The 14,803-nt window shown below is 68.5% G+C and carries 12 protein-coding genes; 5 read left to right on the forward strand and 7 right to left on the reverse strand.

All coding sequences use genetic code 11. The features are described 5' to 3' along the window. Positions 1–58 precede the first annotated feature (58 nt). The 3 genes from IEW15_RS04390 to IEW15_RS04400 are packed head-to-tail and all read left to right on the forward strand — an operon-like array spanning position 59 to position 3,100. Positions 59–667: a cupredoxin domain-containing protein gene (locus IEW15_RS04390; RefSeq protein ID WP_188575428.1), complete on the forward strand. Its 609-nt coding sequence runs from the start codon at positions 59–61 to the stop codon at positions 665–667. Between the two features lie 14 nt (positions 668–681). Continuing rightward, positions 682–2,352, forward strand: coding sequence for a copper resistance system multicopper oxidase (locus tag IEW15_RS04395; protein ID WP_188575308.1), 1,671 nt, complete (start codon positions 682–684; stop codon positions 2,350–2,352). Positions 2,353–2,362: 10 nt separating this feature from the next. Then, positions 2,363–3,100 (forward strand): copper resistance protein B, encoded by a 738-nt coding sequence (locus tag IEW15_RS04400; protein WP_188575310.1) that lies wholly within the window; start codon positions 2,363–2,365, stop codon positions 3,098–3,100. A gap of 15 nt (positions 3,101–3,115) precedes the next feature. Here the strand turns inward: IEW15_RS04400 and IEW15_RS04405 are convergent, their stop codons facing one another. From IEW15_RS04405 to IEW15_RS04415, 3 genes are all read right to left on the reverse strand, one after another. Further along, on the reverse strand, positions 3,116–3,607 hold the full coding sequence (locus IEW15_RS04405) for a hypothetical protein (RefSeq protein WP_188575311.1): 492 nt from the start codon (positions 3,605–3,607) through the stop codon (positions 3,116–3,118). Between the two features lie 149 nt (positions 3,608–3,756). Next, positions 3,757–5,964 carry a methyl-accepting chemotaxis protein gene (locus IEW15_RS04410; protein WP_188575313.1) on the reverse strand — a complete coding sequence of 736 codons (2,208 nt, stop codon included), beginning with the start codon at positions 5,962–5,964 and terminating at the stop codon, positions 3,757–3,759. 187 nt (positions 5,965–6,151) lie between these two features. After that, entirely contained in the window at positions 6,152–7,174 is a 1,023-nt protein-coding gene (locus IEW15_RS04415; protein WP_188575316.1) for a nucleoside hydrolase, read from the reverse strand. Between the two features lie 261 nt (positions 7,175–7,435). Between IEW15_RS04415 and IEW15_RS04420 the strand changes: the two genes are divergently transcribed. Further along, entirely contained in the window at positions 7,436–8,653 is a 1,218-nt protein-coding gene (locus IEW15_RS04420) for an MFS transporter (RefSeq protein ID WP_188575318.1), read from the forward strand. Positions 8,654–8,703: 50 nt separating this feature from the next. On the opposite strand, the gene IEW15_RS04425 is transcribed toward IEW15_RS04420, so the two are convergent. After that, the gene (locus tag IEW15_RS04425) at positions 8,704–9,990 is read right to left on the reverse strand and encodes an MFS transporter (RefSeq protein WP_188575320.1); all 1,287 of its coding nucleotides are present in this window, start codon (positions 9,988–9,990) and stop codon (positions 8,704–8,706) included. Between the two features lie 286 nt (positions 9,991–10,276). Between IEW15_RS04425 and IEW15_RS04430 the strand changes: the two genes are divergently transcribed. After that, positions 10,277–10,879 (forward strand): TetR/AcrR family transcriptional regulator, encoded by a 603-nt coding sequence (locus tag IEW15_RS04430; protein ID WP_188575322.1) that lies wholly within the window; start codon positions 10,277–10,279, stop codon positions 10,877–10,879. Here IEW15_RS04430 and IEW15_RS04435 read toward each other — a convergent pair. The 3 genes from IEW15_RS04435 to IEW15_RS04445 all read right to left on the reverse strand — a co-directional run bounded on the left by IEW15_RS04435 (position 10,854) and on the right by IEW15_RS04445 (position 14,672). Further along, positions 10,854–12,248: a tetratricopeptide repeat protein gene (locus IEW15_RS04435; protein WP_188575324.1), complete on the reverse strand. Its 1,395-nt coding sequence runs from the start codon at positions 12,246–12,248 to the stop codon at positions 10,854–10,856. The genes IEW15_RS04430 and IEW15_RS04435 overlap by 26 nt on opposite strands. 224 nt (positions 12,249–12,472) lie before the next feature. Continuing rightward, a complete protein-coding gene (locus IEW15_RS04440; protein ID WP_188575326.1) occupies positions 12,473–13,645 on the reverse strand; it encodes an A/G-specific adenine glycosylase in 1,173 nt (390 codons plus the stop codon). Between the two features lie 79 nt (positions 13,646–13,724). Continuing rightward, positions 13,725–14,672 (reverse strand): LysR substrate-binding domain-containing protein, encoded by a 948-nt coding sequence (locus IEW15_RS04445; protein ID WP_188575328.1) that lies wholly within the window; start codon positions 14,670–14,672, stop codon positions 13,725–13,727. Positions 14,673–14,803: the final 131 nt, after the last annotated feature.

The raw sequence follows: 14,803 nt of genomic DNA on the forward strand, positions 1-14,803 counted from the left end.
GACACTGCCCGTCCGGCATCACCGGCCGGGCTTCGGAACGGACCGTGCTTTCATGTCGATGACAGCCATCACGCCCCGACGCGCCAGCAGCGCCGTCGGCACCATCACTCTTGCCCTGACCGCCGTGCTGACGGCCACCATCATCGCCTCGGCCGCACCGGCCCGCGCCGATGGCGGTCACGGCTTCGCCTTCGGCAGGCCGGCCACGGCGACCGAGGCCACCCGCAGCGTCACCATCACCATGCGCGACGTTCTGTTCGAGCCCGACAGCCTGACGGTGGCACCCGGAGAGGTGATCCGTTTCGTGCTGAAAAACGAGGGCGCGCTTCTTCACGAGTTCAATCTCGGCACGCCCGACATGCATGCCCGCCATCAGCGCGAAATGGCGATGATGATGGAGCACGGCATGCTGACCGCGACCGGCATGCGGGAGATGCCGGCCATGGATCACGCCCGGATCTCCGGCATGGATATGTCTGGCAAGACCATGTCTGGCATGGACATGTCGGACATGAAACATGACGACCCGAACAGCGTGCTGGTGGCGCCGGGCGGCACGGCGGAACTGGTCTGGCAGTTCGCAAAAGCCGACGCGCTGGAATTCGCCTGCAACGTTCCAGGCCATTACGAGTCCGGGATGATCGGACCGATCGGCTTCGGGCAGTGAGGCGGGAGGTCAGGATGACACGGTTCACGACCGCCGCCGGCCTGTCCCGGCGCTCGGCATTGAAGCTTGGCGGCATCGCAGGCATGGCCAGCCTTGTCACCATCCACACCGGCCGGCGGAGCTTCGCCTCGGCGGCCGGCATCTATGAACTGGCGATCACCGCCGATCGCATCATCATCGACGGGGTCAGCAGCAAGGCCATCATGATGGGCGGAACGGTTCCCGCCCCCACCATGCGCTGGCGGGAAGGCGAGGAGGTGGTGGTTCATGCCACCAACCGGCTGGACGAGCCGACATCGATCCATTGGCACGGGCTGCTGATCGCCGGCGTCATGGATGGCGCGCCCGGCTTCAACGGCTATGTCGCCATTCAACCGGGAGAGACCTATACCTATCGCTTCCGGCTGCGCCAGTCGGGCACCTACTGGTATCACAGCCATTCGGCGCTTCAGGAACAGGCCGGCATGTATGGCGCCATCGTGATCGACCCGGCGGGGCCCGAGCCGGTGCGGGCCGATCGTGATTACGTGGTGGTGCTGTCGGACCACACGGCCGAAGACCCGATGCGGGTGATGTCCAACCTGAAGGGGGATGCGGGCTATTACAACCAGGCCCAGCGGACGCTGATGGATTTCGTCCGCGACGCCCGCGACAGCGGCTTCAACGCCGCCCTGTCCGACCGCCTCGACTGGGGGGCCATGCGGATGGACCCGACCGATCTGGCCGATGTCTCCGGCTATCGGTTTCTGGTCAATGGTCGCGGACCGGAGGACAACTGGACCGGGCTGTTCACACCCGGAGAGCGGGTGCGCCTGCGGATCATCAATGCCTCGGCGATGAGCATCTTCGATGTCCGGATCCCGGGCCTGCCGATGACGGTGTTCGCGGCCGACGGCCAGACCGTTCAGCCGGTCAGGGTCGACGAGTTCCGCTTCGGCGTGGGCGAGACCTATGATGTCGTGGTTCTGCCGCGCGAGGACCGGGCCTATACGATCCTCGCCGAACCGATCGATCGCACAGGCCATGCCCGCGCCACGCTGGCACCGCGTCCCGGCATGTCCGGCCCACTTCCCGAACCGCGCCCGCGCACCCTTCTGACCATGGCCGACATGGGAATGGGCATGGACGGCATGGACCATTCCCGAATGGCGATGACCGGTGACGGCATGGCCGGGATGGATCACGCGACCATGGCGATGGCGGATACCACCGATCTTGGCCGTCCGCTGGGCTGGGCGGATGCATCCACGCCCCCCGGCGACAAGGCGCTCGACTATGCCGATCTGGTGTCCGCGACGGTCAATGGCGATGATCGCGCGCCCGATCATGTGATCGAGGTTCAACTGACCGGCATCATGGACCGCTATATGTGGAGCCTGAACGGCCGGCCTTTCGGCAAGGATCAGCCGATCCGGGTCCGGCAGGGCGACCGCATCCGGATCACCTATGTCAACACCACCATGATGGCGCATCCCATGCACCTCCACGGCATGTTCGTGGCGCTGGAGAACGGACAGGGGCGGCGCATGCCGCGCAAGCATGTGGTGCTGGTGCCGCCGGGCAGGACCATGTCGGTCGTGCTGACGGCCAGCGAGCCGGGCGAATGGCCCTTCCACTGCCATCTGCTCTATCACATGGCCGCCGGCATGATGACCCGCTTCATCGTCGACGATCAGACCACGTGAGGGCCCGGCCATGACAGTGCACGCAAGACGCCAGGGCCTGATTACCGCGATGACCCTGCTGCCGATCCTGGCAGCCCCGCCGGCAGAGGCCGCCGAAGCCGGCCAGATCTTCACCTTTTTACAGGCGGAACAACTGGAACGGCGGTCGCGCGACGGCGCCGACAGCCTGAACTGGGACATCCAGGGCTGGATCGGCACCGACGACCATCGCGCATGGTTGAAATCCGAGGGCGAGACCACCGACCGCGGCCGGCTGGCCGAGGCCGAAATCCAGCTGCTTTACAGCCGCAGGCTGGATGCCTTCTACGATCTTCAGGCGGGGCTGCGCTATGACCCGGAACCGGCTGGCGATGATGGCGCTCCGGCACGGAGCTTCGCCGTGCTGGGCATACAGGGTCTGGCGCCGCAGTGGTTCGAGGTCGGCGCCTCGGCCTTTGTCAGCCATGACGGCGAGGTCTCGGCCCGGCTCAACGCCGGTTACGATCTGTCCGTCACCCGCCGGCTGGTGCTCCAGCCGACGGCCGAGCTGAACGTCGCCCTTCAGGACGTGCCGGAACGGGGCGTCGGATCGGGGGTGAACGATCTGGAACTGGCGCTGCGGCTCCGCTATGACCTCACCCGCAAGATCGGACCTTATATAGGCGTCAACTGGCGACGGATGATGGGGCAGACCGCGCGTCTGGCCCGGGAGGATGGCGAGGATGACGACGACCTCGCCGTCGTGACCGGCATCCGGCTCTGGTTCTGACCGGAGCGGCAGCGGTCAGCGCGGCTGGTGATCGACCTCTGGTCCGGGCAGGGCCTCGGCACGCGCCATCACCTCTCCGGCCGCCGCCTCGATCTGGCGCAGGCGCGCCGCACGCTGGTTCAGGTCGTCGACGATGCCGGTCAGCCGATCGGAATGGGTCGACAGCCGGTGGCGCTGGTCATCCAGCCGGCGGGACTGATCGGCCAGATTGCCTCGCGCCGTCGCAAGCTCGACGCCGGCGGCGTTGATCGACGCCATGGCCCGTGCCAGCCGCTCGGTCGCGCGGCTGCGGCGATCGAAAGCCACCACCTGCCCGCCAGCAGCGGCGGTGGCAGCCTGCGCCCCGCCATCATCATCGCGATCAGGTGCCGGGGCCATGCCGGCGCCAGCCTTGCGGGTATTCTCGACCAGTACCCGCAAGGCCTGTTGCCGGCGGTGGGCGCCCAGATGAACGATCTTGGTATCCTGCCGCCTGGCCACAGTGGTATCGGCGCCTGAATGTCTCATGTCTCTGTCCTCATTTGCAGCAGGGCCTGCCCAGCCCGTCTATGTCTAAAGAACTGGGCTGGCCCCGGCTTCAAACAAGATACAATTGCCGCGAATGAGTCCTGTCACACTCAACGTATCGTGGGCGCTATTACTGCGAAATGCGATCGCTATGCACGCCGGAGTCTGTTGAGGAACCCCCCCATCGAGTTGTCCAGATTGCCGGATGCGGCGCCCAGCGCGTCGGCCGCGTGGCGCACCTGCTGGGCACCTTCCGCCGTCTGGCGGCTGGCATCGGCGACGTCGGCGATCGAGCCCGACACCTCGCGGGAGCCGGCGGTGAGTTCCGACACGCTGCGGGCGATCTCCTGGGTGGCGCTGCCCTGCTCCTCGACCGCCGCCGCGATCGCGCCGGCGATTTCATTCAGCCGCAGGATGGTGTCGCGCACCGCCCGGATGGCCGCCACCGCCTCGCCGGTGCGGCTCTGGATCGCCTCCACCCGCTGACTGATCCGGCCGGTCGCCTTGGCGGTTTCGGCCGCCAGCGTCTTCACCTCGCCCGCCACGACCGCGAAGCCCTTGCCGGCCTCACCGGCACGGGCCGCCTCGATGGTGGCATTCAGGGCCAGCAGATTGGTCTGGCCGGCGATCTCGCCGATCAGCCGCACCACCTCGCTGATCTCCTCGCTGGCCTTGCCCAGTTCCTCGACCGTCGCATCGGTGCGCTCGACCTGCGACACCGCACCGCGTGCGATGGTCGATGCCTCCTGCACCTGGGTTGCGATCTCGGCCACGGCGCCCGATAGCTGGCTGGTCGCGTCCGACACCGTCTCGGCATTGCGTTCGGCCTGCTCGCTGGCCGCAGCCACCGTCTGGGCGCGTTCATTGCCGCGGGCGGCCGCCGCTGACAGCTCGACCGCACTGCCACCCAGAGCACCGACCGCCTCGGCAAGCTGGTCGACCACGCCCTTCACCTCGGCCTCGAAGGTCGCGGCCAGTTCCAGCATGTCGGAACGGCGCAGAGCCGCCTGGCGGGCTTCCTCGTCCGCAGCCCGGCGCTTGGTTGCCTCGACCTCGGCGGTGGTGTCGCGGAACACGCGTAGGGCATCGGTCATCCGGCCGATCTCGTCGCCGGCGGGCTTCGGCAGCGGTGCGTCCAGATCACCCGCCGCCACCGCCCGCATGGCGCCTTCCAGCCGCTTCAGCCGGCCGATCACCCGCCGCCCGACATAGCCCAGCGCGATGATCAGCGACACGGCGACACTGGCAATGGCCAGCGCCAGCAGCACCGTCCGGCTCTGTTCCAGATCCTCGGCGGTGCGAGCCCGCACCTCGGCGATGGCGCCGGAGGTCTGGAACACCAGGCCGTCGACGTCTTCGGCCAGCAGCACGCCGGCGTCACGCGCGGCTTCCAGCCGCTGCTCCACCTGCTCGATCGCCGTCACCTCGGCCACCCGCATCTCGAACACATTGGTCGGGTCGCCGGCCGTCGCGGCAGTGGTATAGCGGGCCACGGCCTCCAACAGCCGCTCCTTGGCGATCCGGTCGTCGAGCGCCTTGGTGTCGCGGTCCAGCGCATAGGCGGCGGCCGCCAACCGCTGGCGCAGCCGCTCAAGATGCTGGGCATTGGTGATGGTGGCGGTCTCATTGATGATGCCCTGGGCTGCCGCGATGTCGCCGCGCAGCTGAATGCTCAACTGCAAAGCCGGCAGATGGCGGGCGGTCAGGTCGTGCACCGCATCCTGCAGGGTGCCCAGTTCGAACATGCCGGCGGTCGCCTCCGACCGGTTGCGGAAGTCCTGGGCAATGCGTTGCGCACCGGGTGAAATCGCCGCCAGATAGGTGTCGCGGGCGCCGGCCAGGTCACGGGTCACGGTCTCGCGGCGCTCGGTCAGGGTATAGCGCTGCTCCACCGCCTCCAGCAATTCGTTCAGCCGGGTGATCAGCGTGTCGGAATCCTCGGTGACAATGCCGATCAGGTCACCATCCAGCCCTGCCGATTGCAGGGCGGCCAGATCGCCGCGCATCGCGCCGATGGCCGCTGTGATCGCCTGACGCTCACCGTCGAGCGCTTCCGCCGACCCGGCGGCAGCCACGGCGGGGGCCAGCGCCGCCAGCACCTCGGCCTGCCGTGCCATGCGCAGCGCCGCTGTCAGCGGCCGCACGCCTTGTTCCTGCACCCGTTCAAAGCCACTCTCGACCCGATCATAGGAAATCCAGGCCACACCGCTTGCGATCACCGCCAGGATCGCCACGATCGCGAAGGCCAGGAACAGCTTCGGCCCCAGACCGATGCGACCCAGCCGGCCGATCTTTCGCGGCGGCCGGTCGACCGGGGTCTCCGCAGCCTCAACCTCATCCAATGACTGATCGGTCATGTCTGCCCTGCCTCCCCTTGTGGTTTATTGCGGCCGTTCCGACCGTTCGCGGCGATGCTCTTACGGCACGCGTCCCGCGTGATCAACACCCGGTATCCCTATGCTGAACCCTTGAAGCTTAGGCGATCGTTAACACTCTGCGGAATTTGCGGATCCGGTGTCGTCGCAGATGCCACCGCTGCCAGCATTACACCGGATCACAATCCGCAACAGCGTCGCGCAATGCCGCCATCAGTGCCGCAGCATCGCCATCCACCATCCAGCGCACCCGAACGTCCCGCGCCCGCCCCGCCGCCGGCGCGCCGTCACCGAAGCTCGCCAGGGTCTGGCCCCGGGCGGGGCCGCGCAGCACCACCGTCATCCGCCCGTCCACCCCAGCCACGGCATCGGGCGCCAGAAGATGGCCGATCACGCACGGGTCATGCAGGGGTGCCGCATCGGCCGGGGCGCCACCCATCCCCGGCAGCGGCGGTGTGCGATGACGCGACAGATAGGCGCCCAGCATGCCGGCGATCGCCCGGCCCGGCACGGTGCCGAGTGCCGCATAGCGCGCGATTTCGGCCGCATCGGCGCAGACCGTGTGGGTGAGAGTCAGGCCATAGACATGCAGCCGCGGCGCCACGTCGTCGGGCACGTCCAGCGCCGCCGCCACCCGGTCCAGCGCCTCAGGGTCGACAAAGGCATTGAATTCGGCCGCAGACGTGATGTTGCCGCGCGCGGCGCTGCCGACCATCGCCCGCACCTCCAGCAACCCGTCGACGATGTCGGGTGCCAGGATCAGCGCCGCCGCCAGATTGGTCAGCGGCCCCAGGGTCACCAGCCTGACCGGCCGGCCCTGGGCCGCCGCCCGGCGCAGCCGCTCGATCAGAAACGTCACCGCATGCGCCGGTTCCACGTCGCCGCGTGACGGCGGCAGCCCGGCGCCGTCCAGGCCATCCTGCCCGTGGATATCGGCAGCGTCGGTGGTGCCGCCCGTCAGGGGCGCCGGACAGCCGGCATGGATCGGCAGCGCCGCCGCATCCAGCCCGGTGGCATCGCGGATCCGCAAGGCATTGGCGCGGGTGAAACCCAGCCCGACATTGCCCGCGACCACCGTCACCGCTTCCAGCCCCAGCCGCTGGCGGGCGCCGATGGCCGCGAACAGTGCATGGGCATCGTCGACGCCGGGATCGCAATCGATGATCAACGGGGGGATGGCGGCAACAGGCATCAGACGGCTTTCGGCGGTGGCGCCGCCATCACAGGCGGGCCGGGGCTGAAGGACGGGTCACAGAGTGGCATGCACGGCGGATCACCGGAAGCCCTGCTGAACGTGGTATGGACGCCGGCGGTTGGACACCTTAGGATAGTGGAACTGTCGGGCTTGGACGATAGGGGCCCGCACTGGTGACAACTGTTGCACTGGCGATAGCAGACGCACCGGCGATAACGGTCGCATTGGCGATAACGGCTTTGGAGTATCCCACCCTCGATGACTGCAACCGCCCCCGCCGATGCGGCCCAGGGCGGCAGCCGGCGTTCCATCGCCCTGCTGTCGCTCTCCCAGGGCTTCTACACTGTCATGACCATGCTGCTGGTCACGGTTTCGGGCCTTGCGGGCTATATGCTGGCCGAGGACAAGAGCCTCGCCACCCTGCCTTTCGCGCTGACCTTCATCGCCAACACCGCCACCACCATTCCGGCATCAATGCTGATGGCGCGGGCCGGGCGGCGCACCGGTTTCGCGATCGGCGCCAGCTTCGGCATCGCCGGCGCGCTGGTGGCGGCGGCATCGATCGCGATCGGCAGCTTCCTGCTGTTGTGCGCGGCCATGGTTCTGGTCGGCATGTCGAACGGCTTCAGCGTGTTTCTGCGCCATGCCGCCGGCGAGGCGGCACCGCGCGGGCGTGAGGCGCGGGCGATCGCACTGGTCATCTCAGGCGGGCTGATGGCGGCATTGGTCGGGCCCACGCTGGCACGGGCCTCGCGCGATGCCATCGCGCCCTATCCATTCCTTGGCACCTATCTGGTGATCGCCGGGGCGGCGACCCTGATGCTCGTGGCGGCATTGTCGCTGGACATGCGCCGGCCCGCCGGCCCGCCCAAATCACTGTCCGGCGGCCTTGGCGCCGCCTTCCGGCGCCCGCGCTATGTCATCGCGGTCATGGCCGGCATCACATCCTATACGGTCATGAACCTGCTGATGACCGCGACGCCGCTGGCGATGGCCGCCTGCGGGCTGGATTTCGCCAACACTGCGCAGGTCATTCAATGGCATGTGCTCGGCATGTTCGCCCCGGCGCTGATCGTGGGTCGGCTGATCGAGCGTTTCGGCCTGATGCCAGTGATGTTCGGCGGCTGCATCCTGATGGCGATGGCCATTGGCGTCGGCGCATCCGGCATCAGTCTCTGGCACTTCCGGATCAGCCTCACCCTGCTCGGGCTGGGCTGGTCGGCGCTGTTCGTGGGTGCGACTACTCTGGTATCGCTGTCGCTGCTGCCGGCCGAACGTGGCCCCGGCCAAGCCGCGAACGACTTCATCGTCTTCGGGCTGGTGGCGCTGTCGGCTTTCTTCTCGGGCCAGTTGATCGAGCGTTTCGACTGGGCGACGCTGACCATGGCGGCACTGCCGCCGGTCGCCATCACCGCCTGCGCCCTGGGCTGGCTGTGGGCGATGGACGGCACCCGGCCAAGAGCGGTGGGCGCCTGATCCGCACCACTCCCGCCGATCACACCCGGGCGCCGCGGATCACACCCGGATCATCCCTTCTCCGCCTCGGCCGCCGGGCGCCCCTGCCCCAGCGTGCGGATCGCAACCGCCGCCACCAGACACAGCGCGCCGGCCACGAAGAATGCCGGCAGATAGCTGTCGAGCATGGTGCGCGACAGGCCGGCGCCGAAAGCGGCGGCGGCGGCCCCCATCTGGTGGCCGGCGAAGATCCAGCCGAAGACCAGTGGCGCGCGTTCACGGCCGAAGCGGTCTGCGGTCAGCTTGATGGTCGGCGGCACGGTCGCGATCCAGTCCAGGCCATAGAACACCGCGAACAGCGACAGACCATAGAGCGTGAAATCCGAGAACGGCAGGAACAACAGCGATATGCCGCGCAGGCCGTAATACCAGAACAGCAGCCAGCGATTGTCATAACGGTCCGACAGCCAGCCCGACCCGACCGTACCGATGAAGTCGAACACGCCGATCAGCGCCAGCAGCCCGGCCGCACGCACCGCCGGCACGCCGAAATCCGCACAGAGCGGGATCAGATGCACCTGGATCAGGCCATTGGTGCTGGCACCGCAGATGAAGAAGGTGCCGAACAGCACCCAGAACACCCGGGTGCGAGCGGCGTCACGCAAGGCATCAATGGCGGCGAAGGCGACCGAGCGGCCCGACGCCGCCGCCGGCGGCGCCACCTCGGTCTCGCCATAGGCCGGCAGGCCCAGATCCGACGGGCGGTCGCGCATCAAAGCCAGCACCGCCAGCGCCGCCACCACCATCAACCCGCACAGCAGCATCAATGCCGTCCGCCAGCCGGTTTCCTCGGCGATATAGGCAAGCAGGGGCATGAAGATCAACTGGCCGGTCGCCGAGCTTGCGGTCAGCAGGCCGATGACCAGCCCGCGGCGATGGGTGAACCAGCGGGTGGCGACCGTGGCGCCCAGCACCAGAGCGGTCAGCCCGGTGCCGATCCCGACGACCACGCCCCATAGCAGGATCAACTGCCACAGCTGGGTCATCGCCATCGACAATGCCAACCCGCCCGCGACCAGCGACAGCGAGGTCAAGGTCATCCGCCGCACGCCGAAACGGTTGATCAGCGCCGCCGCGAACGGCCCCATCAACCCGAACAGCAACAGCCGGATTGCCATGGCCAGCGAGATATCGGCGGTTTCCCAGCCGAATTCCGCCTGCAACGGCAGCAGAAGCACGCCGGGCGCGCCGACGGCGCCGGCCGAGATCAGCATGGTCAGGAAGGTGACGGCCGCCACCACCCAGCCGTAGTGGACCTGGCGGCGGGCCAATGCGGCCGCGATGCGGGGGGTGGACATGGGGTGTGCGGCTCCTGATCTGCCGCCGGGTCCGCCTGGGAGCGGTGACGGGCGGGGGGATGACGGGCTGGGGGATGACGGGCTGGGGGATGACGGGCTAGCGCGGCATCGGCGTTGGTTGCCCGCAAACGTCGTTCGATTTATGATGATGGTGATCATCGGATTATAGTATTGATGATGAACATCATAATTGAAGTCAAGCGCCGATCCGACATCCCCAGGCCGGCCGTTCCATGACCGGCCTGGCGCGACAGCCGGGACGCGCATGCATCAATGGGGGCCACAGGTGAAGGTGACACGCGAACAGGCCGCCGCGAACCGCGCGGCCATCGTCAAGGCGGCGGCACGGCTGTTCCGCGAACGCGGCTTCGATGGCGTGGGGGTGGCGGAAATCATGAAGGCCGCTGGCCTCACCCATGGCGGCTTCTATGGCCATTTCGCCTCGAAGGATGCATTGGCGGCCGAAGCCTGCGGCGTCGCGTTCAAGGATATGGTCGACCGGCTGGCAGGCGGGCGCGGTCTGGCCAAGGGCGATCTGGCGCAGTATGTCGATGGCTATCTGTCTGAAACCCATCGCGACCGCCGCGATATCGGCTGCCCGATCGCCGCCTTCGCATCGGATATTCCCCGCCAGGATGTGGGCGTTCAGGCCGAATATGCCCAGGGCATAGACCATTTCGCCGACACGCTGATCGGCCGCTTCCCGTCTCTGGCCGGCAATGACGGCGACGGCCGGGCGCCGGACCGCGGCAAGGCCCTGCTGATGATGTCGGCCCTGGTCGGGGGGCTGGCACTGGCACGCGCCGCGGCCGCCACCGATCCTGAGCTGTCGAACGAGATCCTGTCCAGCCTGAAGGCGGAACTTACCCGTGGCGATACCGCCGGCTGAGCGCCTCGGCCCGGGCGTCCAGCGCCGCTGAGCGGGTATCGAGCCCCAGCCGGCCATAGACCCGCGCCAGGGCCCGCAGATTGGCCGGCACATCGGGCGTCGCCGCCCGGCGCAGTTCCAGCATCTGCTGGGCCGGCACCAGCCGCCCGGCGCGGATCAGCGCATCCAGATAGACCTGTTCGAACAGGTCGCGCTGAGCATGGCTGCCGCCGATTTCGGTCATCCGCGGCAGGGCGCGTCCCAGTCCCCGCACGGCATCCGCCCAGTCGCCACGGGCATGGGCCAGCAGGCCATCGGCTGCCGGCACCGCCACGTCGCCCCATACCGTCTTCAGGAAGGCGGGCACGGCATGGGCATGGGCGTGCAGCGAGCCCTGCAATGCCCCGGCCTCGGCCCAGCGGCCGGCGCGCGCCAGCCCGTACAGATAATGCAGGTCCAGGAACGGCTGAACATGATCGCCGGTCCGTGGGGCCAGATAGGTCGCCACATCCGCCCAGCGGTCGCCGACATCGACCCCGGCCAGTTCCAGGCGCATCAACAGCGAGACCGCGTTGGCCTGATCCTGCGAATACTCCTTCCACACCCCCCAGACCCGGCCATCGAAGATGTCGAACACATCGTCGATGCGGTCGCGGTCGAGCAGAAACAGGCACAGATGCCACCAGTTATGGGTGGACATGAATGAATTCAGCCCCACCCAGGTCTCACTCATCTCGCGCATGAAGGCCAGCCCGTCATCGGTGCGGCCACGGCTGAGGCAGACATGGGCGATGGCATGATGCGCCCAGGGTTCATCGCGGCGCAGACGGATCGCCGCCCGGGCCTCCGCCTCGGCCTCGTCGATCAGATGGCATTGCTCCAGCGCGAAGGCCCGCATGCCGTGCAGTTCGGCCACCTCGTCGGCATGGGGTGCCGCGCGGTCGATGATCCGCAGCATGGTCGGGCTGTCGCCCAGATTGAAGGCGTGATACTGGCCAAGCTTGGCGGCCACCAGATCGCGGGGGAACCGGGCGACGGTTTCCTCATGCAGGCGGATCGCGGCCGGCATGTCGCCACGCACCCAGGCCCCCACCGCCTTCACCGTCAACTGCTCACGCTCGGTCGCGCCCTTCGCCGCCGCTTCCGCCCGCGCCAGATAGGGGGTGGCATTGGCGGTGGCGTCATGGGCTTCGGCGAACATGTGCAAGGCCGCGGCATAGGCCTGTGCCAGCGCCGCATCCGGGTCGGCATCGGCGGCGGGCAGCAGATCGACGGCTTCGGTGCGATAGCCCAGAAACCCGCCGATAAAGGCATTCACCCCGTCGAGCGTGCCGGCAAGGCCGGTGGTGACGGGGTTGTCCAGGCGGTCGGTCTGGCGGGTGACGGGCATGGGCTGGCTGTCCTTGGGTTAAGAGCGATTTTCGCGTCATCTGGTTCACGAAAATCGCTCTAAGCTATTCGTTTATCGAGCATCTTCACCCGATCAGGTGGTTCCACCTGATCGGGATCTGCTCTGGATGGCGTGGCGGATGGCTGGCCCCTGTCAGCTTGGCGGTGGCGTCCCCCGGGATCAAGAGTTCCGATTGCCGCATTCAGCAGCCGGATCCGGTTCGGCTATAGCGGCAGCCCCGGCTGGCCGGTGCCGATCCGGGCATGCTCGACCAGCTTGGCCATCACGCTGGGCAGCCCGGCCCGGCCAAGATCCTGGGGCGGACACCAGCGCGGATCACCGGTCTCGCCCGCCTCGGCTGCATCCAGCGCTGCGGCCTCCGCCCGGTCCAGATGGCGCAGCATCACCCGCGCCTCCAGCCGGAAATGGGTGAAGACATGCACCACCACCCCCGGCAGCAGCCGCCAGCCCTGGGGGGACAGCGGTGCATGTGCCAGCGCCGCGGCCTGATCCCACGGCGCCCCTTCTTCCCATGGCGTGCCCGGTACCTCGGTCATGCCGCCCAGCAGGCCGGCATCGGGGCGGGTGCGGATGCGCATGGCACCATCGGCCGCACGCAGGGTGATGAAGGCCACCGCATGGCGGACGGGCCGGTCGCCCTTGGGCAGCCGCGCCGGCAGGGTGTCGGCGATACCGGCGGCCTCGGCCGCGCAATCGCCGCTCCACGGGCAGCGATGGCAGGCGGGGCGGCGCGGCGTGCACAGCGTCGCTCCCAGATCCATCATCGCCTGCGCGAAATCGCCGGGCCTGTGGTCATGGGCGAACTGCGCCGCCCGCGCGCGCAATTCCGGCTTGGCATCGGGCAGAGGCGTGGCGATCGCGAACAGCCGCGCGCAGACCCGCTCGACATTGCCGTCCACCGGCACGGTCGGCCGGTCGAAGGCGATCGATGCCACCGCCGCGGCGGTATAGGCGCCGATCCCCGGCAGGTCCAGCAGGCCGGCCTCGGTGTCGGGAAAGCGGCCGCCATGGCGATCGGCCACCACCTCGGCGCAGGCATGCAGATTGCGGGCCCGGGCGTAATAGCCAAGCCCCGCCCAGCGCGCCAGCACCGCCTCGCGCCTTGCCGCCGCCAGATCGGTCACCCGCGGCCACAGATCCAGAAAGGCACGGAAATAGGGGCCGGCGGCCGCAACCGTGGTCTGCTGCAACATGATTTCCGACAGCCACACGGCGTAAGGGTCGGCGGGCCTGCCCGGCTCCGCCCGCCAGGGCAGCACCCGGCGGTGACGATCATACCAGTCGAGCAATGCCAGCCGCAGCCGGTCGCGGCGATCGGGATCGATCGCCGGCACGGCAATGGCGAGCTTCGGCTTGGCAGGGCGACCTCGGGGCATGGGCGGTGGGTTTCCGATCCGGGCAAGGCAACAGGGCAGGCGCCATCAGATAGCGGCCACAGGCCCGATCGGCAAGCGGTCAGCCATGGACCGGCGGCGGCAGCGCCGCCATCTGGCGGCCGGCCTCGTCCAGCGCCCAGGCGATGAAATCGCGGATCGCGCGCGCACCGGCGCGGTCTTCCGGGCAGACCAGCCAGTAATCATAGGGCACCTCCAGCGCCTGGGCGAAGGGTCGCACCAGTGTGCCGGCCACCAGCGCATCGATGGCCAGGCCCAGCGGCACCAAGGCGGCCCCCATGCCGGCCGCCGCCGCATCCAGTTGCAGGAAGGTCAGGCCGAAACGCGGCCCCCGCCCACCATCGATCGCCCCCAGCCCGAAGCGGCGCAGAAAATCGGTCCAGCCCGGTTCGACCACCGTGGTGCCGGTTTCGATTTCGTCATGCAGCAGGGTCACGCCGCACAGATCGGCCGGCGCGCGCAGCCGATCGGCCATGGCCGGCGCGCAGACCACAACCATCTGCCCGGGCAGAAGATGATGCGCGGCAAGCCCGACATAGCGCCCGCCGCCATAGCGGATCGCCACATCGACGCCGTCGCGGGTGAAATCGGCCAGTGTCGAAGATGCCAGAAGGCTGACCTGGCGGCCGCCCAGCACCGCCGTCATCCGTTCCATGCGCGGCAGCAGCCAGCGGCCGGCGAAGCTCGGCAGGGTCGATACCGTCAGGCTGACATCGGCATCGGCCTCCTGCACCCGGCGCAGGGTCGCTTCAAGCGTGTCGAACTGCTCGGTCAGCGTCGGCAACAGCCGGCGGCCATATTCCGTCACCTCCACACCGCGGGCATGGCGGGCGAACATCGGCCGGCCCAGCCAGTCTTCCAACTGACGGACCTGCTGGCTGACCGCCGCCGGCGTGACCCCCAGTTCCTCGCCCGCGCGGGCGAAGCCGCCAAGGCGGGCCGCCGCCTCGAAATGGCGCAGCGCCAGAAGCGGCGGCAGACGACGACGGCGTAGCGGTGGCTGGCTCAACGCACCCTCTGAGGCAATGGGACGGACGCATGGCCGGAGGCGGCGGCCATGGATGAGCGAGACTCAGCCATGTTAGGGCTATGGGCGAGAAAGCCTCGATCGCACCCCCGTCCGGCGCGGCGTAGATTGGA

Origin of the sequence: Tistrella bauzanensis (assembly GCF_014636235.1) — a bacterium.
GTDB classification, from domain to species: Bacteria; Pseudomonadota; Alphaproteobacteria; order Tistrellales; family Tistrellaceae; genus Tistrella; species Tistrella bauzanensis.

Excerpts from the sequence above, each read along its gene's own strand:
- IEW15_RS04390 (WP_188575428.1), top strand. The coding sequence starts at position 59 with ATGACAGCCATCACGCCCCGACGCGCCAGCAGCGCCGTCGGCACCATC.
- IEW15_RS04395 (WP_188575308.1), top strand. The coding sequence starts at position 682 with ATGACACGGTTCACGACCGCCGCCGGCCTGTCCCGGCGCTCGGCATTG.
- IEW15_RS04400 (WP_188575310.1), top strand. The coding sequence starts at position 2,363 with ATGACAGTGCACGCAAGACGCCAGGGCCTGATTACCGCGATGACCCTG.
- IEW15_RS04405 (WP_188575311.1), bottom strand. The coding sequence starts at position 3,607 with ATGAGACATTCAGGCGCCGATACCACTGTGGCCAGGCGGCAGGATACC.
- IEW15_RS04410 (WP_188575313.1), bottom strand. The coding sequence starts at position 5,964 with ATGACCGATCAGTCATTGGATGAGGTTGAGGCTGCGGAGACCCCGGTC.
- IEW15_RS04415 (WP_188575316.1), bottom strand. The coding sequence starts at position 7,174 with ATGCCTGTTGCCGCCATCCCCCCGTTGATCATCGATTGCGATCCCGGC.
- IEW15_RS04420 (WP_188575318.1), top strand. The coding sequence starts at position 7,436 with ATGACTGCAACCGCCCCCGCCGATGCGGCCCAGGGCGGCAGCCGGCGT.
- IEW15_RS04425 (WP_188575320.1), bottom strand. The coding sequence starts at position 9,990 with ATGTCCACCCCCCGCATCGCGGCCGCATTGGCCCGCCGCCAGGTCCAC.
- IEW15_RS04435 (WP_188575324.1), bottom strand. The coding sequence starts at position 12,248 with ATGCCCGTCACCCGCCAGACCGACCGCCTGGACAACCCCGTCACCACC.
- IEW15_RS04440 (WP_188575326.1), bottom strand. The coding sequence starts at position 13,645 with ATGCCCCGAGGTCGCCCTGCCAAGCCGAAGCTCGCCATTGCCGTGCCG.